The sequence below is a fragment of the Mesorhizobium sp. M0159 genome, from assembly GCF_040322295.1.
Classification (GTDB): domain Bacteria; phylum Pseudomonadota; class Alphaproteobacteria; order Rhizobiales; family Rhizobiaceae; genus Mesorhizobium.
Genome location: NZ_JAMYTF010000067.1, coordinates 1 through 22,070, shown reverse-complemented (window position 1 = coordinate 22,070; position 22,070 = coordinate 1). Strand labels below are relative to the sequence as shown.

14 protein-coding genes and 6 pseudogenes are annotated in these 22,070 nt (G+C 58.9%); 12 read left to right on the top strand and 8 right to left on the bottom strand.

The window, feature by feature from the left end; all coding sequences use genetic code 11:
• Nucleotides 1-279: 279 nt before the first annotated feature.
• A pseudogene (locus NKJ32_RS32040) lies at nucleotides 280-602 on the bottom strand (IS6 family transposase); the annotation flags it as partial.
• A gap of 46 nt (nucleotides 603-648) precedes the next feature.
• On the opposite strand from NKJ32_RS32040, the pseudogene NKJ32_RS32035 reads away from it, so the two are divergent.
• Nucleotides 649-831 (top strand): annotated as a pseudogene (locus tag NKJ32_RS32035) (TrbI/VirB10 family protein); the annotation flags it as partial.
• Nucleotides 832-939: 108 nt separating this feature from the next.
• Here the strand turns inward: NKJ32_RS32035 and purU are convergent.
• The 5 genes and pseudogenes from purU to NKJ32_RS32010 form a co-directional block, all read right to left on the bottom strand.
• Nucleotides 940-1,797, bottom strand: a pseudogene (gene purU, locus NKJ32_RS32030) (formyltetrahydrofolate deformylase); the annotation flags it as partial.
• Nucleotides 1,798-1,887: 90 nt separating this feature from the next.
• Nucleotides 1,888-2,412: a sarcosine oxidase subunit gamma family protein gene (locus NKJ32_RS32025; protein WP_352830037.1), complete on the bottom strand. Its 525-nt coding sequence runs from the start codon at nucleotides 2,410-2,412 to the stop codon at nucleotides 1,888-1,890.
• The gene (locus tag NKJ32_RS32020) at nucleotides 2,405-5,368 is read right to left on the bottom strand and encodes a sarcosine oxidase subunit alpha (RefSeq protein WP_352830035.1); all 2,964 of its coding nucleotides are present in this window, start codon (nucleotides 5,366-5,368) and stop codon (nucleotides 2,405-2,407) included. The genes NKJ32_RS32025 and NKJ32_RS32020 overlap by 8 nt, the downstream gene beginning before the upstream one ends.
• On the bottom strand, nucleotides 5,365-5,655 hold the full coding sequence (locus NKJ32_RS32015; protein WP_352830033.1) for a sarcosine oxidase subunit delta family protein: 291 nt from the start codon (nucleotides 5,653-5,655) through the stop codon (nucleotides 5,365-5,367). The genes NKJ32_RS32020 and NKJ32_RS32015 overlap by 4 nt, the downstream gene beginning before the upstream one ends.
• A gap of 22 nt (nucleotides 5,656-5,677) precedes the next feature.
• A complete protein-coding gene (locus NKJ32_RS32010) occupies nucleotides 5,678-6,928 on the bottom strand; it encodes a sarcosine oxidase subunit beta family protein (RefSeq protein ID WP_352830031.1) in 1,251 nt (416 codons plus the stop codon).
• Nucleotides 6,929-7,015: 87 nt separating this feature from the next.
• Between NKJ32_RS32010 and NKJ32_RS32005 the strand changes: the two genes are divergently transcribed.
• From NKJ32_RS32005 to NKJ32_RS31995, 3 genes are all read left to right on the top strand, one after another.
• Nucleotides 7,016-7,966 (top strand): GlxA family transcriptional regulator, encoded by a 951-nt coding sequence (locus tag NKJ32_RS32005; protein WP_352830029.1) that lies wholly within the window; start codon nucleotides 7,016-7,018, stop codon nucleotides 7,964-7,966.
• Between the two features lie 172 nt (nucleotides 7,967-8,138).
• On the top strand, nucleotides 8,139-9,296 hold the full coding sequence (locus NKJ32_RS32000; protein WP_352830027.1) for a hypothetical protein: 1,158 nt from the start codon (nucleotides 8,139-8,141) through the stop codon (nucleotides 9,294-9,296).
• Nucleotides 9,297-9,303: 7 nt separating this feature from the next.
• Complete coding sequence (locus NKJ32_RS31995; RefSeq protein ID WP_352830025.1) at nucleotides 9,304-9,594, top strand: hypothetical protein; 291 nt, start codon at nucleotides 9,304-9,306, stop codon at nucleotides 9,592-9,594.
• 409 nt (nucleotides 9,595-10,003) lie between these two features.
• Here NKJ32_RS31995 and NKJ32_RS31990 read toward each other — a convergent pair whose 3' ends face one another.
• Nucleotides 10,004-11,014 (bottom strand): ATP-grasp domain-containing protein, encoded by a 1,011-nt coding sequence (locus NKJ32_RS31990; RefSeq protein ID WP_352830024.1) that lies wholly within the window; start codon nucleotides 11,012-11,014, stop codon nucleotides 10,004-10,006.
• 825 nt (nucleotides 11,015-11,839) lie between these two features.
• Here NKJ32_RS31990 and NKJ32_RS31985 point away from each other — a divergent pair.
• The 4 genes and pseudogenes from NKJ32_RS31985 to NKJ32_RS31970 all read left to right on the top strand — a co-directional run.
• Nucleotides 11,840-12,400 carry a GNAT family N-acetyltransferase gene (locus NKJ32_RS31985; protein WP_352830022.1) on the top strand — a complete coding sequence of 187 codons (561 nt, stop codon included), beginning with the start codon at nucleotides 11,840-11,842 and terminating at the stop codon, nucleotides 12,398-12,400.
• Nucleotides 12,401-12,490: 90 nt separating this feature from the next.
• A pseudogene (locus NKJ32_RS31980) lies at nucleotides 12,491-12,636 on the top strand (IS5/IS1182 family transposase); the annotation flags it as partial.
• 468 nt (nucleotides 12,637-13,104) lie between these two features.
• Entirely contained in the window at nucleotides 13,105-13,488 is a 384-nt protein-coding gene (locus NKJ32_RS31975) for a hypothetical protein (protein ID WP_352830020.1), read from the top strand.
• 18 nt (nucleotides 13,489-13,506) lie between these two features.
• Nucleotides 13,507-13,809: pseudogene (locus tag NKJ32_RS31970) on the top strand (hypothetical protein); the annotation flags it as partial.
• Nucleotides 13,810-14,193: 384 nt separating this feature from the next.
• Here NKJ32_RS31970 and NKJ32_RS31965 read toward each other — a convergent pair.
• On the bottom strand, nucleotides 14,194-15,771 hold the full coding sequence (locus tag NKJ32_RS31965; protein WP_352830016.1) for a carbamoyltransferase C-terminal domain-containing protein: 1,578 nt from the start codon (nucleotides 15,769-15,771) through the stop codon (nucleotides 14,194-14,196).
• A 1,202-nt stretch (nucleotides 15,772-16,973) separates the two neighbouring features.
• On the opposite strand from NKJ32_RS31965, the gene NKJ32_RS31955 reads away from it, so the two are divergent.
• The 4 genes and pseudogenes from NKJ32_RS31955 (at nucleotide 16,974) to NKJ32_RS31940 (ending at nucleotide 21,736) form a co-directional block, all read left to right on the top strand.
• On the top strand, nucleotides 16,974-19,577 hold the full coding sequence (locus NKJ32_RS31955; protein ID WP_352830014.1) for a CehA/McbA family metallohydrolase: 2,604 nt from the start codon (nucleotides 16,974-16,976) through the stop codon (nucleotides 19,575-19,577).
• A 138-nt stretch (nucleotides 19,578-19,715) separates the two neighbouring features.
• Nucleotides 19,716-20,315 carry a HupE/UreJ family protein gene (locus NKJ32_RS31950; RefSeq protein WP_502902716.1) on the top strand — a complete coding sequence of 200 codons (600 nt, stop codon included), beginning with the start codon at nucleotides 19,716-19,718 and terminating at the stop codon, nucleotides 20,313-20,315.
• 234 nt (nucleotides 20,316-20,549) lie between these two features.
• Nucleotides 20,550-20,702, top strand: a pseudogene (locus tag NKJ32_RS31945) (transposase); the annotation flags it as partial.
• Nucleotides 20,669-21,736: an IS3 family transposase gene (locus NKJ32_RS31940; protein WP_352830039.1), complete on the top strand. Its 1,068-nt coding sequence runs from the start codon at nucleotides 20,669-20,671 to the stop codon at nucleotides 21,734-21,736. The pseudogene NKJ32_RS31945 and the gene NKJ32_RS31940, both read left to right, overlap by 34 nt.
• Nucleotides 21,737-22,070: the final 334 nt, after the last annotated feature.

Here is a 22,070-nt window from a genome sequence, read left to right as displayed (position 1 = left end):
GAATGGTTTCGTCTCTTGGGTCCGAATCCGCCGCAAGCGGGATCATGGAACAGGTGCATGCGCCCTGACCGAATATAAGGTGGACTGGGTTCGTTCGCGAACCTCGTCACGCAAACGGACCCATCGAATGGATCTGCGGATTGCCCGGAGGTACATGACAATGTCGACGTGACGCCGTTTGTGGTTGACCATCCCCATATAAGAGTTTCGGATGGAAAAGATCGACACGAATGCCGCAATGTGCCGACCGAGCGGAAACCCTGTCGCGTTCGCTCCCGAGCGGCGCGTCTGGACGACCTCGTCGAGCACATATCCGTCCTGATCAACGGCTCTCCACAACCAGCATTTCTGACCGTTTATGCGCACCACGACTTCATCGAGGTGCCAGACATCGTCTTTCGTCGGCGCCTGCGGCGTATGCGGCGCGCATAATCAGGACCGTGCTTTCGGCACCATCGGCGGATGGTCTCGTAGGAAACGATGATCCCGACTTCCTCGACATCGCGCAGGCGAAGATTGAAGCGGAAGTAGAGCCAGACAGCACGCGCTACGATTCCGATCCGATAGCGGTGGTTCGTATAGGTCGGTACACTCACGGTCATAAGCGCGCTGCTGCCTCAATTTCCTTACCGCTCAATCAATGTGACAGCACCGAAAACAAGTGCCCAGAATTTTGCAAGGCGGTCCTTGGCGGAAACCTTCGGGCGGGTGGCCGAGCGGACGATCTCCAAGAACATCGATGTCCGGCCGACGCTCGAAATCCGGCCCAGCTACAAGTTCAACATTCTGGTCGATCAGGACATCGTGTTTCCAAGATCGTACAAATCGTGAACCGTGCGCGCAGACCTGATTGGTTCGAAAGCTTTCCCCAAGTGTGGGCCAGCTTGACTTAACCCTGTCGTGTACGGAAGCAGCGACCTTTGTCGATCGTGCCCATGCTTAGCCCATCCGCTCGGAGGCATAAGAACCTGGGCTGGCTGGAAACACGATGGTCCTGTTGCCGTTGATGAACGTCCTATGGTGAATGTGCGCGTGTATAGCTCTGGCTAGAACTTGGCTTTCAACGTCGCGGCCGATCGAGACATAGTCGTTCGCGCTCTGGGCATGGGTGATACGGGCGATGTCCTGCTCGACGATCGGGCCTTCGTCGAGATCGGCGGTGACATAGTGCGCCGTCGCGCCAATCAGCTTGACGCCGCGCTCATGGGCTTGCTTGTAGGGGTTGGCGCCCTTGAAGCTTGGCAGGAAGGAGTGGTGGATGTTGATGATCTTGCCGGACATCTTCTGACACATCTCATCCGACAGGATTTGCATGTAGCGGGCGAGAACGATCACCTCGGTGCCAGTCTGTTCAACCACCACCATGATCTGTGCTTCGGCCTGTGACTTGTTTTCCTTGGTCACCTTGATGTGGTGAAAGGGAATATCGTGGTTGACCACGACCTTCTGGTAGTCGAAATGGTTCGAGATGACGCCGACAATGTCGATCGGCAGCGCGCCGATCTTCCAGCGGTAAAGCAGGTCGTTGAGACAATGGCCGAAGCGGGAAACCATCAACAATACCTTCATTCGGCTGGTGCCATCATGAATTTCCGCCTCCATGCCGAACTTCTCGGCGATCGGCGCGAAGCCTTCCTTCAGGGCCGGCAGCGTGGCGCCTTCTTCGGAAATGAACGAGACGCGGGTGAAGAACTTGCTTGTATCGAGGTCGTCGAACTGCCAGCTATCGACGATGTTGCAGCCGCTATCCGCCAAGAAGGTTGAGATCGCTGCGACGATCCCGCGTGTGGACTTACATTTTAGTTTAAAATCAAGTTGCTAGGCATAGTTGCTCCCTCATTAGCGGCAAGCCAACCGCAACCCTTGCAGCACTTGCGCCAGCCTGAACTATCGAAATTCAGCGCTCATCCTTTTAAGATCGTCCCAAAGGCTCTCTGCGAAACCTCTGAGTACTATCAGCTCGAAACTTTCTTGCGAGCTGCGAGTCAGATGCACAGCGATATGACCGATCAGGGTCGTCGCCGATTGCCCGACGGGAAAGGAGCTGGCGGAAAGGTCGACGGCCGTGCCCTTCGACAGGACGCGCGCGGCCTGACTGCCTTCGATGCGGATACGAACGCGGCCACCGCTCTGATCGATACCGGTAGCGCGCGGTTCGAGCGTGTCCAACAGGGCTTTGATATCCCCGTGCGTCATCGGCTCATCGCCGACGATGAACCATTGTCCGGGCGAAACGCTGCGAACGACGCCCTTGCGGAGACCGCTCAAAAAGGATGCCATGTCCTGTTCGCCGGGTTGGGCAAGCACATGCACGATCGCGCCTTCCGGCAGGACCGAGAGTTTGACCTGAGCCGAGGAGATGGCGGTCTTGGCGCCAAGCACCGGGCGAAGGATCGGGCGGAAATCAGACATGGAGCCTCTCGTTCTGCGGATCGACGAAAACAGGATTGCACAGCCGCGCGGCGGTGAACTCGCCGCGAAGGCCGTTCCATACCACCACTTCCTCGCCATGCCGTTCCGGCCCGCGCTTGACGAGCGCAAGACCGATGGTGGAGCCGACATGGGGCGAATAGGCGCTCGAGGTGACATAGCCCTGGTCGTTTTCGAGCGTCGCCATGGCATCCTTGGGGAGGATGTGGGAGCCGGTGCGGAAGGTTTGCTTCGGATCGAGCGGCATGACGCCGACCAGGCGCGGCCGGTCTGCAGCGGCGAGGCCTTCGCGATCCACCATCGCCTTGCCTATGAAATCGGCCTTTGCGCCCGAGGCCATTTTCGCAAAGCCGAGATCGGCCGGCACGACGGTGCCGTTGATCTCGTTGTGGGTGACGTGGCCCTTTTCGATGCGCATCACGCCGAGCGCCTCGACGCCATAGGGCATGATGCCGTCGGACATACCGGCGTCCATCAGTGCGTCGGCGACGCTTTCGCCGTAGCCGGCTGGCACCGCAAGCTCATAGGCGAGTTCGCCCGAAAACGAGATGCGGAATAGACGGCCATGCAGCTGGCCAGAAAACAGCGAAACCTCTTTCGCGGCGAGGAAGGGGAATGCTGTGTCGGAGACGTCGTCATCGACAATCTTCTCCAGGATGGTGCGGGCTTTGGGACCGGCGATTGCCATCTGCGCCCACTGGTCGGTGACCGAGGCGAGGCGCACGTCGAGATCGGGCCACAGCACCTGGGCGCAGAATTCCAGATGGTTCAGGACCCCGGCGGCGTAGGCCGTAGTCGTCGTCATGAAGAAGCGGTTTTCCTCCAGTCGGCTGGTCGTGCCATCGTCGTAGATCATGCCGTCCTCGCGCAGCATCAGGCCGTAGCGGGCCTTGCCGACGGGCAGCTTCAGAAAGGCGTTGGAATAGACGCGATTGAGGAATTCGGCTGCGTCTGCCCCGCAGACCTCGATCTTGCCGAGCATCGAGACGTCGCAGATCCCGGCATTGCGGCGCACGTTCAGCACTTCGCGGTCAACACTGTCGCGCCAAGACTGCTCGCCCGCACGGGCGAACCAAGAGGAGCGGTACCAGAGACCGGTCTCGACGAAGACCGCGCCATGTTTTTCCGCCCAGCCGTGCAGCGGCGATTTGCGCACCGGCTGAAAATGGTGGCCGTGATGCGGGCCTGTCAGCGCGCCGAAGGAGACGGGCGTGTAGAACGGCCGGAATGTCGTCGTGCCGACATCGGCCGGCGAGACGCCGCGCGCTTCGGCCAGAAGGCCGATGGCATTGACGTTGGATAGCTTGCCCTGGTCGGTCGCCATGCCGTTGGTGGTGTAGCGCTTGGCAAGCTCGACATGGCCGTAGCCTTCGCTGACGGCAAGGCCGAGATCCTTCCTGTGCACGTCGTTCTGGTAATCGACGAAGGCCTTGCCCTTGACGCCGGCGATCGACCACAGGGGCTTGGCTGGTAGAGCGACGATATCGTTTTCGACCGTGCCGAAGTCAGCGGCTGCCGCCGTGAACCCAAGCTCCGCCGCCATGGCAGCGCCCTTTTGCGCGCCGTCGGCTAGGCAGGCGGCAAGGCCGTCTGCGGCGCTGACGGCCCCAGCGAGCACGAGCCCTTTCAGATTACCGGGGGCGAGGAAGGCCGCGTGTTCACTCGACCAGGCCGGCTTGCCGCCGCGGTGGCAGGCAAGGTGGATGATCGGGCTGAACCCGCCGGCCATGGCGAGTGCATCGACGGCGAGGCTTTCGCTGCCGCCGTTCGCGCGGATATCGATTGCGCTCAGCGTCTTTCCGCCCTTGGCATCCGTTATCACGGCACCCCTGATGAGGCGCGCCTTGCCAGCATAGAAACCGCCGCCGTCCTCGCGGCTGTCAATGATGGCCGCAAGCTCGATGCCTTTCGCTTCGAGGTCGCGGGCGAGCGCATAGCCGCTATCATTGGTGGTGAAGATCGCCGGCGTCTTGCCCGGGGCAACCGCATAGCGGTTGAGGTAATGGCGCATCGCGCCTGCCATCATCACTCCCGGAATGTCGTTGCCGCCGAACACCAGCGGCCGCTCTTCCGCCCCCGTCGCCAGTACCGCGCGCTTGGCGGCGATGCGCCAGAGGCGCTCCACCGGCAGGTTGGGCTTCGGCTGGGCAACATGCTTCTGCACTCGCTCGACGGCGCCGAAGACATTGCCGTCATACCAGCCAAAGGCGGTGGTGCGGACAAGCAGGGTGACATTCGGCAGGGATTCGAGTTCTGCGACGCAGGCGCTGGCAAAACCGGCGGCCGGCCGGCCGTCGACCGTTGCGGTCTCGCTAACAAGCGCGCCGCCGGCAAGCGGATGTTCGTCGAGGAGAATGACGCTGACGCCGGCGCGACCGGCCGAGAGGGCTGCGGCCAAGCCGGCCGCTCCGGCGCCAATAACGAGCAGGTCGCAATGGGCCCAGCATTTGCCATAGGCGTCGGGATCGGCCTCGTAGGCCGCCTTGCCGAGACCGGCCACCTTGCGGATGAAGGGCTCGTAGACCCTTTCCCAAAAGGAGGCGGGCCACATGAAGGTCTTGTAATAGAAGCCAGCGCCGAGGAAGGGCGACAACAGGCTGTTCAGCGCGCCGATGTCGAGGTTAAGCGACGGCCAGCGGTTCTGGCTTTTTGCTTGCAGACCGGCATAGAGCTCCTGCATGGTGGCTCGGGTATTGGGTTCTGTGCGGCCGCCACTGCCGATGGTCATCAACGCGTTCGGCTCGGCAGCCCCGGCCGACAGGATGCCGCGCGGCCGGTGATATTTGAAACTGCGGCCGATGAGGCGGCGGCCGTTGGCCAGCAGCGCCGAGGCTAGGCTATCACCGTCGAGCCCCTGCATCGACTTGCGGTCAAAGGTGAACGATAAGGGGTTGGTGCGGTCGATCAATCCGCCCTTGGGCAAACGGTACGAGGTCATGCGCCAGCTCCTTGCCCGTCAACGGTTTTCTCGACGCATGCAGCGTCGCGGCAAGCGGCGATTTCATGGGTCACGGTGTCGCGCGCGACGACCAGCCAGCGGCGGCAGCCGGAGGTATGGTGCCAGTATTCCTCGTAGGCGCCGCGGGGATTGTCGCGCAGATAGACATAGTCGAACCAGGCATCAATGCCGGCATCGGCCACCGGGCGCGGAAGCGCTGCGCCCTTGATGGTGAATTCCTCTTTTGGTCGAGGCCCGCAATGCGGGCAGGGCACGAGACTTGCCATTTGGGATGTCCTTGATCCAAGATCAGTGAAGGTTGGGCTGGGCGCCCTGGCCTTTTTCGTCGATGAGGTAACCGCGCCGGAAGCGGTCGAGGCGGAAAGCCGCCGCCGTTTCCTGCGGCGTGCCGCGCGCCAGCAAATGGGCAAAGCAGAAGCCCGAGGCAGGCGTCGCCTTGAAGCCGCCATAGCACCAGCCGGCATTCAGATAGAGGTTGTCGATTGGCGTTCGGTCGATGATCGGCGATCCGTCCATCGACATGTCCATGAGGCCGCCCCAGGAGCGCAGCACCCTGACCCGCGACAGCGCCGGTATCATCGCCTTGCCGGCCTCCGCAACGTGCTCGACCGTCGCCAGGTTGCCGCGCTGAGCATAGGAATTGTAGCCGTCGATGTCGCCGCCAAAGACGAGGCCGCCCTTGTCGGACTGAGACACGTAGAAATGACCGGCGCCGAAGGTGACGACGCCGTCGATGAACGGTTTCAGCCCCTCTGAAACGAAAGCCTGCAGCACATGGCTTTCCAGCGGCAGCTTCAGATCCGCCATGCGGGCGACCTCGGACGAATTGCCGGCCGCCGCCAGCGCCAGCTTGCCGCAGCCGATGAAGCCGCGCGAGGTCTCGACGCCGGTGACGCGGCCGTTCTCCCGGCGGATGCCGGTCACCTCGCAGCCCTGGATGATATCGACGCCGCGACTGTCGGCGCCGCGCGCATAGCCCCAGGCGACCGCATCATGGCGCACGGTGCCGCCGCGCTTCTGGAACAGGCCGCCCTGGATTGGGAAACGAGCATTGTCGTAATCGAGGAACGGCAGCATCTTTCGCACCGCGACACGGTCGAGCAGGTCGGCGTCGACGCCGTGCAGGCGCATGGCGTTGCCGCGCCTTGTATAGGCATCGCGCTGGGCGTCCGAGTGGAAGAGGTTGAGCACCCCGCGCTGCGAGACCATGGCGTTGAAGTTGAAATCCTGCTCCAGCCCTTCCCACAGCTTCATGGACAGTTCGTAGAAGGGATTGTTACCGGGCAGCAGGTAGTTGGAGCGGATGATGGTGGTGTTGCGGCCGACATTGCCGGAGCCGATATAGGCCTTCTCCAACACCGCGACGTTGGTGATGCCGAATTCCTTGGCGAGATAGTAGGCCGTGGCAAGACCGTGGCCGCCGCCACCGACGATGATCACGTCGTAACGCGGCTTGGGCTCGGGCTGGCGCCAGGCGGGAGTCCAGCCTTTGTTGCCGCGAAGTCCATTGAAAAGGATAGAGAGTGCAGAGTAGTGCATAGGATTTTTCCGCGCCGTTTCATCTTGTATATCTGGCCAGGAGATTATTCTTATCTTATAAGAGACAAAAAACGACACCAGAGAGCCATGATTGACCAAACCGGCCGGCTTACGCAAATAATAGGGTTCCTGTTGCTGCCCGGCTTTTCACTCATGTCGTATGCGTCCGCAACGGAGCCGCTGCGCGCCGCAAACCTTCTTGCCGGCCAAGCACTCTACGACGTGAGACCGATCTCGGTTGATGGAAAAGCTGTGGTCAGCTCTTCCGGCGCCATCATCCCCTGCCAGCCGCTGGATCGTTCTTTGCTGAACATCATCTTCGTCTGCGCTGGTGGAAATCCAGTGAGCCAAGGCTCGCCCGCGCTTTTCGCAGCCCTACGCCATTTGTCTCGCAACGGGGTTCGCATCGGCGGAATTTCAGGCGGACCTTATCTTTTGGCCGCTGCCGGCTTGCTCGATGGCCGGGACTTTACAGTCCATTGGGAGCATGCAGCGGCAATTGTTGAAGCGTTTCCTCAGCTCAGTCCACGCCAGGCCAGATTTGTGCTCGACGGAAACCGCATTACCTGCGGAGGTGGGGTTGCGCCTCTGGATATGATGCATGCCCTTATCTGCGAGCGGATGGGAGCGGATTTTGCTCGCCGCGTAAGTGATTGGTACCTCCACACAGCGGTTGCGGAGCCATTGGCGCCACAACGGGCGTCCACCGCTGAACGCTTTGGGGTGAACCACCCGGTACTGTTGAACATGCTGGAGAAGATGGAAGCTGCCATTGAGCAACCATTGGACCGTTCCCAGATGGCGGTCTATGCCGGCGTCAGCAAGCGCCACCTCGACCGCCTGTTCTCGGAGCATCTCAACGCCAGCTACTCCGAAGTGTATCGGAAATTTCGCCTGACCCATGCGCGCCGCCTATTGCAGCAGAGCCCCTTATCAATTTCTGAGATCGCATTCGCCACCGGTTTTTCGAGTGCGGCTCACCTGTCTCGCTGCTATTCTGGATTGTTTGGACGAAGCCCGAAAAAGGACCGGGCTTGACTTCGATTTCGTCAGAACGCTGGATCAAGCTGCCGCCAGATAAATCCCGAAGTTTCGTGTTCGCTGGGAATCGAGCACTGGAAGACCGGTCCCGCCTCTCTGCTGTTTGTGGTGGTCAAAATTGAAGGGTAACACGTGATCAGCGTGACAATTCCAAGAAGAATAGGGATAATTGGGGCGGCTGGATGGCTCGGGAGGAGTTATCGCCGGCCACAAAGACAATCATTCCGGGCTGATGACCTCTGCACAAATGCAGGTCTTTCAGGAACAAATGAGGGTAAGGCAGGGTCGCGAATGGGAGCGGTTCGAGGGGCTGGACGGCTCGGCGAAACAGATACAGGCCTTCCTCGATTCCGTGCCGTTCTTTGCCAAGGGTCACCGACGCTACCGCGCGGAGCGCGTCGACATTCCGCAGACCGTTGCCGTCAGCCCCGTCGCGGTGCGCGAGGAGATCTCGACCCAGGCCGCCTTCGGCCGCATACTCGATGTGATCGGCAAATCCGACAGCGAACTCGCCGCCCGCATCGTTACGACCTCGCCGGACGTGACGATTTCGACCAATCTAGGCCCCTGGGTCAATCGGCGCCGTTTGTTCGCGTGTCGGGAGCTCGCTGACGTCTTCCGCGATCAACGCATCCCGAGCGCCCAGAAGTGGGATTTCTCGCCTCAGGGCCAGCACATCGAGCTCGGCATCGCCGAGATGAATGTATTCCTGTTGTTGGGCGCGGCCGGGCTTTCCCATTCACTTTTTGGCGAGCGGCTGCTGCCGATTGGTACGCTCTACGATCCCTTCGTATCGCGGGGTAGCGGAGAGGGCGATCCCGACGAGCGCACATGGTTGCGCGACGAGACCGGCGGCTCGGTTTACCTTCGCCTCAGCACCCGTCAGATTGAGCAGCCGGGCCGCAAACCCAACCCACATTTCGCCCAGCAGGTGATCGATGGGGCAACCTGGCTCAAGGAACCCGGGCCTAACGCCGATCTCATCATCGCCTACCAGGGGACGGTTGCGACCGAGGCCGTCGCAGCTGCGGGCATGCTGGCCGACCGGCGGCGCGACATCGGAGTCTTATCCATCACCTCAGCAGATCGTCTGAACGCCGGTTGGCAAGCTGCCCAGCGCGAACGTGCCCGCGCCAATTTGCGTGCACTGAGCCATGCTGAGCGCCTGCTTGGCAAATTGCCGCGCCATTGCAGGATTGTCACCGTCATCGACGGTCACCCGGCGGCTCTCTCTTGGCTGGGTGGGGTGATGGGTCACAAAACGGTCAGCCTTGGAGTCGAGCATTTCGGCCAGACTGGCACGGTAAAAGATCTTTATCGGCACTAGGGGATCGATGCGACGTCCATTGCCGAAATTGCCGCGTCGTAACCTGCTCGGTGCTGGTCTTGCTCGCCGCCTCGTCGGCGCTGTTGCCTGGAGCGGCGAACTGCTGATGCTCCACTGGCGATGCTGTTCCGACGCTATGGGCGTCGGCAGGGAGCCGCATCTCGCCGCACTCATTTCGGCGGCATATTTCCTGGTTGCCTCGCGCGGCCTGCCGCTGGGCATCGCAAATTTCTATGGTGCTGCCGGTCGATGGCCGAAAAAATTTCAACCAGCCCACCCCGACAAGACTCCCTGCTAGTCCCAAGCCGTTTTGCCGTGCTGCTCATTGGGCCTGCGCGTTTCTCAGTTCGAAAGTAATCGCGCTTCATGTATGTCCGCCAAAGTGTTGCGAACGTGATTGCGTCTCGTCAGTTTGCTCGGAGCGTGCGAGACATACATTGTGTAGGACCTTCCAGCGTAGCCCCATGACGCGGCGACCCATGTCGACCGCGTAGACGAAAGTGCTCCCGGCTAACAGCCTCCCGCACCAAAAAAGGCGCCTGCAAATTCGGTATTAGACGGCCGTCTTCGGGAAAGAGCGCGTCATCACGTATATTGATTCCGCTCATGAAGCCCCTTTGTCCGATGATTGACACTAGCGTCGGGGGCCGGTGAGCGAAACGTTCCTCTCGGTGACGAGGGTTCCATGTTGGATTCGCAGATTGTTCCTATTCGCCCAGTGTCGGAAATGGTGTGATCGACCAATCGATCAAGTCGACGGCACGCTGCAGTATCGCGTCGGTCTCAGCTCGGTTGGGGGAAGCGGCGACGACATATCCGATCCCGTCTCGGGAATCGCCTTTCCTAACGATCGGCATCGTGGGTTTGACATACAATTTCACCTCGGCGACACCCGGTATAGCAGCCGCGCGACTGTCGCCATCCATCCAATCGAGGGTGCCATCGCGATCAGGAACGAGGATCCGCGCCGCCGCAGTTTGCGAATGCCTTCTGCGCAAATCCGATTCCTCGCCGATTACGAGCTTGATGTGCTCGGTGATGAGATCGACGCCGTAAGCCAGCTGAATCAGTTGAGGATCGGGCGTGCCACCAAGACGCGGATTAACTTCAATGACGACTGGGCCACGCTTCGTCCACCGGAATTCAATGCAGGTTGGTCCCCAGCCAAGGCCGAGAGCTCGCAAACAGCTCAACGAAACATTGGCGATACGCTCATGCTCGTCATCAGTCAGCCGCGCAGGATAGGTCCACTCACGAAAGACAAAATGTGGCGGGGGGCCGAAGTCAGCGCCGCCAATCCCAATGACCTCATTTCCCATTATCTCGGCGCAATAATAGGGACCTTGTGCGAATTCTTCGACGAGTATCCTCGGCGAAGATCGCCATATGTGCTTCCCGCCCAACAGATAGGTTGTATGTTCAGCTAACTCGGGGAGGTTGCGGCACAATCGGACACCGCGGCTGCCTGTACCTACGGCTGGCTTAACAATCACCGGCAGGCCGATCTGCGCGGCAGAGCTTTCTACCTCCGTCGCATCCGCTGCCAAGCGATAAGCAGGTATGGGAATGCCGGCCTCCGCGAGAAGCCCCCGTTGAGTGAATTTGTCGCAGCATCGTTCGACGGATGCGGGGTTCGGCCCCGGTAGGTTGAAATATCGGCAAAGCTTGCCAATTGTCGCGTAGAACGAGTCCCCGGCAGGCGATCCGGAAAACGTCAAGCCCAAATCCATAGGCGATCGGCGAGGCGCTTACCGCGCAACAATGCGCATGACTGAAGTTCCGCAAGTTACGGCGTGTACCGTTTCATCAATCGGTCGCCGACGCGCTTGGTTCATATTTGCATGTGAGCGTTTCATCAGGCAGGAGGAGGAGCAAGCCTTCTTCACTATCACAGGTGGGCACGCCTCAACGAGCGAACCGTCCACGGCGTCTTTCAACGACTGCGCCTCGCAGCGGGAATCATGGGCTGTTTGCGTGTCCAGCTGTGTCCGGTTGAAGACGTCAGTGTTCGGAACCTGACACACTGAGGCGCAAGTATTGCGCCGTTGCGGCCGCGAACACATGATTTTTGCGCCTGTTGCTCGCGCAACCTCTTCGGAGGCACGCCGTTTGCAACGTACACGGTGAAGGGTCCGTTTACTACCGTAGCGGTCTCGCAGTCTCCGGCCGAGGGGTCTACATGAATTTACTCGAACGATCCAAATCATTGCGGTGGACGCTGCACTGTTGAGGGCGGTTCCCGCCCATTGAAGATTTGCCACGTCCGTGCCGGTGCCGCTGTCGTTCCCTCAACAGCGGTTTTGGTTTGTCGCGTCGGGCGGGCGTCAGTGAGGCCTGTACATCCCAGATGGGGCTTCCGGTTCGCGGCGAGCGGGACGAGGTGCCCGTGGGGTTGGTCTCGGACGGCTTGGTGGCACGTCTTGAGGCGCTGCGCACCACCCTGGGGGGAGGACTGCGAGCCGTTTCGGGAGACCGGGCCGGCGAACCCGGGCACTGGACCAAGTTTTGCTGATATCCGTTTAGAGATTTGATGAGTTTGACTGATGAGACTGACGACTGAACGTCTGATACTGCGGCCCTGGGCGGACCAAGACCGGAGCGCAATGACCAGAATCTATGGTGATGCTCACGTCAGACGATTCTATCACAAAATGCTGACTGCCGTGGAAGCTAATGTCGAGATCGACCTTTCGATCGAGCGTGCCCGGACAAACGGGTTTGATCTTCAGGCGGCGGAACTGAAGAGCAGCGGCGAGCTTATCGGTATGATCGGGCTCCGCGTCTACGAGGCGGAGGAGGCCGTAACTCCGAACCATCCGTGTGCCGAAATCAGATGGATGCTTGCAAAGGAGCATTGGGGCAAAGGACTCGCACCGGAAGGGGCGCGCGCATGGCTCGACTACGCCGGGTCAGTCGGTCTGCCGGAGGTCGCAGCCTTCACGGCCAAGGAGAACGTGCCGAGCCAAAGGGTCATGGAGAAGATCGGCATGATGTATGATCCCGCCGGCGATTACGAGAACCCGAAGTTCTGCGAGGATCATTGGTTGCGACCTCACGTGGTCTATCGGAAACGGAATCTGGGTTGTAAGAGTGGCGTCCCATGATTGTAAGAATCGCAGGAGGACCGCGGGGGCGAGATTGCGATGTGATCAGTTGCTTGTGATTCAGTCGGTGTTGCGAAGCATCGACGGAGAGTGTGGACTGATATTACCCATGATCGGTTTGCCCGAAAGGGGGCTGCGCTTGCTACGCGATTGACGGACGCGGAGCGGGCTGTTTTAGAGCCGTTGCTTCCGCGCCGTTCGCACGGGGACGCCCGCCGGTTTGGAGCTATCGCACGGCGCGCTGCACGTATCCTGCGCAGCGTCGATCAAGCAGTCGCTGCTGCTGATGACGCGCGCGTGGCGATTGGTCGCGAGGCATCCCATGTGTGTTTGTAATGGAGCATAGTGGTGGGCGCCACGAACCGGGGTATGTTCCGGTTCGTGGCGGCGGTCGAGAGCCCGTCGCCCCTCAGGTGGCCGAAACCGTAGGTGAGCTGGTGCCCGACTGCCTTCTTTGTGAACCCGAACAGTTGCAACGGGCAAGCCCCCGCACACAAGGAAGGGACCGGGGAGATGATTGAAGAGGCAGTTCAGGACATCGTTATTGAGGTTGCCAAACGGTAGCTCGACGTGGCCGTGTTTCAGACGCAGGAGCACGCGCGTTTCGACAACGACCAGGATAGTTGAGCCAAGCTGATCAAGTGGCTGAAGGGCTACACCGTGCGTGCCATCGGCATGGAGCGAGCGGCGGTTATGAGCGTGGCGTGGCCAAGGCATTGCGCAAGACTGACCTGCCGGCCAGGAACGTCAACCCGCAGAAGCTGCGCCACTATGCCCGCGCTCTTGGCCGCCTAGCCAAGAACGATCGCATCGATGGCCTGCTGATTGCGCGCTACACCGCCGAGTTGCCGACCGACCGGTGCGATGCGACCCAATCGCCGAGCAACTCGCCGATCTGGTCGTTGCCTCGCAGGCAGCTCAGCGATGACAAGGTCAGCCTCACCATCAACTCGAGCAAATACGCGAGCCGAACAGTCAAGCGCATGTTCACCCATCGGCTGCGCCACATCGAGTTGGATGTCGCACTGCTTGCCAAGCGTATGTCTGAGATCCTCGCCAGCCAGCCGGGGCTAGCGGCCAGAGTCTGATCCAGTCCTTCTGCCGGTCCGGCGTTCGGCCCTACCGTGCTTGCATTGGCTCCGGAGATCGGCCAGGTCTCACGACGTGAGATTGCCGATCTTGTTGGCGTTGCGCCTTGCGACTTCGACACCGGCACTTTCAGAGGCAAACGCAGCATCTGGGGCGGCCGCCATGACGTGCGCGGGGTGGTCTATATGGTGCACTCACCGCCAGCCACTCCAATCCCGTGCTCAGGGCCTTCCATCAGCGCCTCATTGCAAACGGCAAGGAGCCGAAGGTGGCGCTCATCGCCGTCGCGCGAAAGATTCTCACCATCCTCAGCGCCATGATTCGAAACAACGAACCATGGAACCCAGCTCGCCCCTGACAAACACAGTTGCCCGGATTGACAGGTCAGAGCGTTACATCTTGGCATGCGTAAGATCGACGGCGACAGGTGCGGTCGCCTGCGGCGGAAGTTGGCGTTCCAAGTCGCCGCTATCCGTCATGATCTTAGCTTCGAGGTGGCGTCGTTCGAATCTACTCGCCTGCCATTCTCGACTTGGTGCTCGCACCAGACGGTTTCTTTCCGTCGCGGTCTTCGGAGTTGGTTGTGTTGATGCGATGGCGCGCAGGTCGGCGATCCACCCTCGACGGCCATGCTGAGGCCGCCATCTGATCTCGGTCTTGAGTTCCGCCGTACCGCTTCATTCATGCAATCCCCTTTGTCGGATCTACGCCGTGCGAGACTTCGTCCGCAAAACGTAGAAATTATCATGGATAACAAAGCCATCGAGACCTACAGCTCGGGCATAGGCCAGCAGGTCGCTTGCACGATTGATGAAGCCGGCGCCATTGAAGTTCAACGATGTATTGCAAAGGACACCGGCCCCGCTTTTCGCCTTGAATGAAGTGAGCAACTGAAACAGGGGTGGATTTTGCTCCTGCGAAACGGTCTGAGCCCGCGCTGTGCCGTCAACATGCGTGACGGCCTCCAACCGGCTATCGAGAACCTTCTGGAAAAGAAGCATGTAAGGCGATGTGCGTGCCAAGTCGAAGTGGATCCCGACGTCCTCTTCCAGGCAAACCGGCGCGATCGGGCGAAAACCCTCGCGCTTCTTGATGCGGTTTAACCGCTCATGGGTTGACTTTGAGAAAGGCGCGGCGAGAATTGACCGATTGCCGAGCGCCCGTGGCCCGATCTCGCAATTCCCCTGTACCCAGCCGATCACCTTGTCCGCGAGGAGTGCCGAGGCCACTTGGTTGTAGTCGAGTGGATGGACCTCGAGACCGTTCTGGTCGATTTCATCAAAGACGAAGGGCTGGCCTGAATAGACGCTCCATTTGATCTTCGCATTGCCGGTGAAATGCCGCATCGCGTCGACTGCGGTCCCAATCGCCGAGCCCGTATCATTTGTGCAGGGCGGAATGAAAACATCGGAAAATAGGTCCGTTTCGACCCATCGGCGATTCCACTCGCAGTTCAATCCACACCCCCCAGATATCAGCAACGGGTAGCCTTTCGTTAGGTTCTTCTTCGCAAAGGTGTGGAACGAATGGAACATGGCGTCCGAAACGCGCCTGGCGAGGTTGGTGAACTTTTGATGGGTTACGCCAATGTTGTAGTAGGGCGAATTCTGCAGATCATCCTTCGACAAAGGATACAGATCGCTTGGAAGCAGGAAATCGATTAGCGCCTGCTCGTCCCGATCGGGCGAGCCGATCTGCCCATAGGCGCAAAGTGCCATTAGCTTGCCAGCGTCTTCGCGGCGCGTGTGCCCTTTGGGAAAAGTGAATTTCGGATCGGCCAGCGCATAGAGAAAAGCATATTTGATACCAGGGGTCTCCATTACTCTTCCTAAATGCACGACCTGAAGGCGCTCATCGATTTCATAGAAATCACCGAGGCCTCCTTCCCAGATCAGCGCATAACAGGGCATTCCAAGGGGAAACGGCGACATGCCGTAGGAGCCCCAGAGATGCGAGCGCTCGTGCGTTGAGGAATAGAAATGCACCTTCCTGCCGAAGATAGTCGTCTCGCCGACAACCTCCGATCCTTGGCCGACGCCGTAGTAGCCAGCCGCAATGGGCCTCTCGCCCGTGATTTCCATAATCGACCAGCCACCCAGGGCAATCACGTCCGGAATGGCATCCAAGCGGCCGGCCGCGTCGAGGACCGCCGTCGGAGTGATGGTCGAATATCGGGGAAAGCTATCCTTTTCAGCCTCGTATGAATAGATGAGCTTGGCTTCTGATGCATCCAGCGCTGCAATCGCTCCATCATGGTCGGGTTTGAACGAAATTATTTTCATATGTGACAAACTCCTCAATTAAGGCTGCCAGCCGTGGATTGCGGGAAAGACTTGAACGTGTGCTCAAGCCGTGACCTTTTGCCGAGCGCAGCGCCGCCTCCTAAGGACCACGTCCGCAAAACTGGCACCGCGGAGGCGGAGAAACTTTCGGTGCAAGTAACCTGCTCGTGCGCGGCCACAACTAAATAGCATGTGTGTTGGAATTTTACGGCTACATTGTAAGTTAAGTTTTGTTATGCAACGCCATACAATTTATTAATATATTACGTTATTTAACATTTTACCTTCAACGCGTCACGCAAGTGACGCAGAGTAGCACTGAGCCTCTGAAGACATGATTTCCACCCTCGGCGACGAGGATCGTGGCGTGAGAGAAGCTCGAACCGGGCAAAATCTACGAGATACGAATGTCGTTGCTGGGACCGATTGCACACGTCGTCCGGAAGGGACACTGCCTCGAACTTACTGTCGGCGCCCCAGGCCTAGTATCCGACCGGGTGATCGGTAGTCTGCGGGTTGGGGTTCCCTCGATCAACCGCATCTATTCTTCGAAGCCTTGCCCTTCAAGAATTCTTCTTCCCATCCTACCGGGAGCCGTTGCCCAAGCACCGACTTCCGGCTCGCCCGGTCGGGCCACGAAGCTCTCGTCCTCGAGTCCCCCACCGCAAGAATTATCATAATTCGGAAAGAAACGGTGATTTTTTTAATAATGATTGTAGACTTCCAGAAACATAATGGCTCTCATCGCAGATGGCCGACAAACGCTCACTCAACGAGCAGCCCTGAAAGGAGGAGTAGATCATCGTCGACGACCCGGCTGTCTTGATGTTCGCCCAGCCGGCAGGACTAAGCTGCGTTCCTCAAGGGGATAGGAAGCAGTCCAACATGTGACCGAAGCCAGTAGGCATTAGGGGAAGGTTTGGACGATAGTTCAAGAGCGCAGGGCATAAACAACTCTCTCGAGAGGAAAGAAAAGACTTAACCGAGCGGCAAGCGGTGAATGAGCCCAAGTTAACCCACTAATCGAACTCGATTTACTCTACGCTCTCAATTGAAGAACTACATGCCTTCAGGCACTTTGTCATCGAGAACGAATGGATTATCTGTTTTCGGCAGTCGCAACGAAGCTCCGCGTGGCAGGCACGGAGACCTGCTGATGGTTTTCGGGTGCTGCCGAAGCTGAAGAGATAGAGGACTTCGACATGAGTGCTTACCGAGACGGCCCAGCTTCATCGATGTTCTGGCCTGTCAGTTTTGATGGCACGGTCTCACTGGAGGAGCTTGCAGAACATCCGGATATTTCAGCGGATCTGGCGAAGGCCCTGCCTTTTGCGCATTCGGATTCGTGTGTGGCTTGGGGCATTCCTTTCGAGATTGGGCGCCCGGTTCTGCTTCGGGATCAGCCAGTTACAGTTGCGATTTCGCAGACGACCGCTCAGTGGTTTGTATTCTTGCATACCTCAGATATTCGATCGCTAGCCGCCGATGCGAACGGATTTATCTCCCCGATGGGAGGAATTGGCCAACTTGGCGAGCACGCAGCTGACTACGTCTTAATTTACGAAGATGGTTCCGAGGAAAGCACAGAGATCCGGAGGCGGCATCAGGTTGGCTCCTTTCAGTTCCGGTGGGGAGAGCAATGTCTCCAGGCAGTAACGGCCAAGAAACCACGCCCCCTCTCACTAAATACCCGTGAACAGACGAGGCTGATCAACGACACCACTTTTCAGAATCCGACCGTTCAGTGGGGAGAACGCCAGACGCAACTCGTCTTTGAGGACCCTACACCATACCATAACTTCGTGTGGGCTTTTCAAAATCCGCATCCCGAGAAGCCGGTTAAGGCAATCAGGTTCGAACCAGTTTGCGGTACTTTGCTTATCTCTGGAGTTGCGGCGGGTAATGCTCGTTCAATGCCGCTCCGCTGGGAAAAGCGAAAGAAAGCACTGGTCAGAATGTCATCCAAATTGAGCCACGATTCCGCTCGGCACCATAGTCTCTTGGAGCATATACAACTCGATCTGGGGCAAGTTATTTCGATGGCCCCACGGCTCGTCTACCCTACGGACGACTGGGAACAAACACGCCAAAATCTAGACCCCGGTACGACGTTCAATGAAGTGATCGTCGAGTACGCCGCGCACGAGGAGGCTGCCTTCCACATAAAGGACGGTAGCTGCATCCCTGTCCAGGACCTGGAAGAATGCCCTTCTCAGGGTGAATTCAGCTTGGAGCCAATAGCTCCAGCGGACCAGCGAGTTATCCTTCGCGTTGTCGAGGCAGGAACCAAAAAGCTTCTCCCGGTCAAGCTTCACGTGCATGGTTCGATCGGGGAGTACCTCGCTCCGTTAGACCGAATGCGCAACCCGAATCCAGAATGGTTCGAGAATTACAGCCCCGATTTTTTTCACGGCAATCATCTGTCCACCTATATTTCCGGACTATCAACGATCGATCTGCCGTTAGGCCAGGTCTTCCTGGAAATCACAAAAGGGTTTGAGATTAGGCCGATCCGGAGAACGTTCGAGATCACACGCGAAACCGAACAGATTACGGTGGAGATAGAAAAGGCTCTCCATTGGCGTGAAAAGGGCTGGGTCACCGCCGATACGCACGTCCACTTCCTTTCTCCGTCAACAGCCATGTTAGAAGGTGCCGCGGAGGGCGTAAACGTTATCAATCTTCTTGCCAGCCAGTGGGGAGAGCTGATGACCAACGTTGGCGATTTCGATGGTCACACCACTTTTGGTACGAAGGCCGCTGGAGGAGACGGCGAATTTCTGGTGCGCGTCGGCACCGAAAACCGCCAGCATGTCCTCGGCCACGTCTCGCTTCTCGGCTATTCAGGCAATATGATCTTGCCGCTGTGCTCCGGCGGCCCTGACGAATCCGCCATAGGCGACCCAGTCGACGTGCTCCTCACTGAATGGGCACGGCAATGCCGCCACCAGGGCGGGTTAGTCGTCCTGCCCCACTTTCCGGACCCACGGCTGGAGAACGCTGCGACTATAGTTCTTCAGGAGGCGGACGCGATTGAACTCTACCCCGGAAAGGACGCTTACCGGGGCATTGATCCATATTCACTTTCTGATTGGTATCGCTATCTGAACAACGGCTATCTGCTCCCAGCGGTAGCTGGAACCGACAAGCAAGCGGCTCGATATGCTGGTAGAGCAGTGGGAGCAATTCGGACCTACGTGAAAATTCCAGATCACCAGGAGTTTTCTTACGAGACATGGATGGACGCTGTTCGCACAGGCCATACATTCGTGACTTATGGCCCCCTCATGGATTTCACTGTTGAGGGAAAGCCCATGGGAAGCCGGTTAAACATGTCTTCGTCGGGAGGGACGATCGACGTCAGTTGGCGAGTCGCGAGCATAATAGTCCCGATGACCACGGTACAGCTTGTTGTCAATGGTGAAATCAGGGAGATGCGCTCTCTGAGACCCGATCAGGATGCCGGAACTTGGTCGGTACGTATCTCAAAGAGTTCCTGGGTGGCGTTGCTCGTTCGCGCCAAGTACGATGACAAGCCTGAGATCATTGCGGCCCATTCGTCGCCGGTAATGATCCATGTTGAAGACTCGGAGTTCTTTGCAGCGGCTGACGCACTCACAATCCTGGAGCAGATAGAGGGCGCAATGGCTTACATTGACACTATAGGAACACGCGCCGAAACGAAACGGCATAAAGAGATGCGGCTCGTGCTTGAGTCTGCATATCGGCGTCTTCACAACCGAATGCATAACATGGGATGTGACCATACACATTCTGTTGGAACTCGCCATTCGGAACATGATTAAATAAGGATTCTCAAAGAATTCACGGGCTGCATCGAAGTAATCACCTTCAGCATTGGCGAGTATTTGGCAGGCACGGCATTGGTTCTCCTGCTACAGCGCCACGCCCAGCTGCTGAGATCTTAGGAAGGGACTATTATGATTTCAAAGGGACCGAAGTTTGGGGTTGTGCTCGCCTTCGTTGCGAGCATGCCATCCATTGCCTCCGCGCATACTGGGGTGGGAGATACCAGTGGGTTCCTCCATGGCATTAGCCATCCAATATGTGGGGTAGACCATATCCTGGCGATGGTAATGATCGGTGTATTTGCCAATCAACTGAGCGGCAGGGCGCTGTGGCTCGTACCGACCATGTTTGTTTTGATGATGGCTCTCGGCGGAGCGCTCGGCGCCTCAGGCGTCTATCTCCCGCACGCGGAGCTCGGTATCGCCTTGTCGGTAATCGTGCTTGGCGGCATCGTTGCGCTCAAGATGAAAGCGCCGGTCGCAATTGCGACGGGCGTCCCCGGCTGTTTCGCGATCTTCCACGGTCACGCCCATGGAGCGGAGATGCCCGAGAGTGCGAGCGGTTTCGCGTATGCCGCGGGATTCATAATTGCAACCGCGCTACTGCACGCAGCCGGCATCGCGGTCAGTTTCCACATCAAAAAAGCAAGCGAACGCTACGGTCGAGTCGTGATGCAGTGTGCTGGGGGGATAGCAGCGCTAGCGGGCTTCCGTTTCTTGACTGGAGTTCTCTAAGAGCGAGGCCCTAGATGGGTAACGGGCCGCAAGCGGGCCGCTCACTTCGCTACGGCGCTTGAGTGGCGCGCTCCGCTCGCGGCTTGCTTGGCCATGAGGTGGTCGTCCCTCACACTGATGGTGTTAACGGAGTCGGGACAGGCCCGCTCCAAGCATCAAAGAGAGACGATGACCTGCCACGGGTAATTTCCTCCATCTGAGATTAGAGTCCGGCCTCGATTGAAGGACGGACTGATGAAGAGAAAGCGGTTTACGGAAGAGCAGATCATCGCGGTTCTGCGTGAGCACGAAGCGGGGGCGAAGGCGGGCGACCTGGCGCGCAAGCATGGGATCTCCGAGGCGACGCTGTATAACTGGAAGGCGAAGTATGGCGGGATGGACGTCTCCGATGCCAAGCGGCTGAAAGCCTTAGAAGACGAGAACGCGAAGCTGAAGAAGCTGCTCGCCGACCAGATGCTCGAAGCGTCGGCACTGCGCGAGCTTCTTTCAAAAAAATGGTAGGGCCCGCCGCCAAGCGCGAAGCCGTCGCGCATCTGCAGTCCACGATGGGCTTGTCGGAGCGGCGGGCCTGTTCCTTTGTGGGCGCTGATCGCAAGATGATCCGGTATCGTTCTTGTCGCCCACCTGAGATGGAACTGCGCGGCCGGCTACGCGACCTTGCCAACGAGCGCCGGCGCTTCGGCTATCGGCGGCTGTTCATTCTGCTCAGGCGCGAGGGCGAGGCATCGGGTATCAACCGCATCTACCGGCTATACCGCGAAGAAGGACTGGCCGTGCGCAAGCGCCGGGCAAGACGGCGAGCCGTCGGCACGCGGGCGCCGATCCTGGTCCAGGCGAAGCCGAACGCGCGCTGGTCGCTGGATTTCGTCCATGACCAGTTCGCCTGCGGCCGGCGCTTCCGCGTGCTCAACATCGTCGACGACGTGACACGCGAATGTCTGGCCGCGATCCCGGACACCTCAATCTCCGGCCGTCGGGTTGCCCGTGAACTGACGGAACTGATCGCTCAGCGCGGCAAGCCGGGCATGATCGTCTCTGACCACGGCACCGAGTTCACCTCGAACGCGATCCTCGCCTGGTCGAAGGATCATCAGGTGGAATGGCACTTCATCGCGCCGGGCAAGCCGATGCAGAACGGCTTCTGCGAAAGCTTCAACGGGCGGATGCGGGACGAGTTGCTGAACGAAACCCTGTTCTTCGGCCTCGACTATGCCCGAACAACCATCGCCGAATGGGCAGACGACTACAACCGATCGCGCCCACATTCGGCGCTCGGATACATCACGCCTGCGGCTTATGCCGCCAATCTCACCGCAACGGACGATCGGCTGCGCAACCCCGACCAGCTCCGCCGATCACCCGTTGCTCAACCCGCGCCATACGGCGTAAAACCCGCCGAGGCTCTAACTGCAGCCGGATGAAAATCAGTGGCAGGTCAACGACCATGGAGTATCTCCACACCTGGCGCACCGCTTTTCACGTGAACATTAGGTCCTCGGTCCTCGCTGCAGCCGCCGCTGCTTCGAGTGTTCGAATTAAGGCTGCTTCAATATATTTATCGCTAATCGGAATCATCCCATAATTCGATTTTATCGTGGACATCAGTGAGCCGACTGTGAATGATGAACCAATCCAAATTTTAGTCCGGCAGGGCGCATGGCTGGTAAATTCGTGTAGGCACCGCCGAACGAAGCGACAACCAGTTGGTCCGCCGCGAAGGCTACGGAAGATACGGTAGAGATGCTAGCAGTCGCA

Excerpts from the sequence above, each read along its gene's own strand:
- NKJ32_RS32025 (WP_352830037.1), bottom strand. The coding sequence starts at position 2,412 with ATGTCTGATTTCCGCCCGATCCTTCGCCCGGTGCTTGGCGCCAAGACC.
- NKJ32_RS32020 (WP_352830035.1), bottom strand. The coding sequence starts at position 5,368 with ATGACCTCGTACCGTTTGCCCAAGGGCGGATTGATCGACCGCACCAAC.
- NKJ32_RS32015 (WP_352830033.1), bottom strand. The coding sequence starts at position 5,655 with ATGGCAAGTCTCGTGCCCTGCCCGCATTGCGGGCCTCGACCAAAAGAG.
- NKJ32_RS32010 (WP_352830031.1), bottom strand. The coding sequence starts at position 6,928 with ATGCACTACTCTGCACTCTCTATCCTTTTCAATGGACTTCGCGGCAAC.
- NKJ32_RS32005 (WP_352830029.1), top strand. The coding sequence starts at position 7,016 with ATGATTGACCAAACCGGCCGGCTTACGCAAATAATAGGGTTCCTGTTG.
- NKJ32_RS31995 (WP_352830025.1), top strand. The coding sequence starts at position 9,304 with ATGCGACGTCCATTGCCGAAATTGCCGCGTCGTAACCTGCTCGGTGCT.
- NKJ32_RS31985 (WP_352830022.1), top strand. The coding sequence starts at position 11,840 with ATGAGACTGACGACTGAACGTCTGATACTGCGGCCCTGGGCGGACCAA.
- NKJ32_RS31965 (WP_352830016.1), bottom strand. The coding sequence starts at position 15,771 with ATGAAAATAATTTCGTTCAAACCCGACCATGATGGAGCGATTGCAGCG.
- NKJ32_RS31955 (WP_352830014.1), top strand. The coding sequence starts at position 16,974 with ATGAGTGCTTACCGAGACGGCCCAGCTTCATCGATGTTCTGGCCTGTC.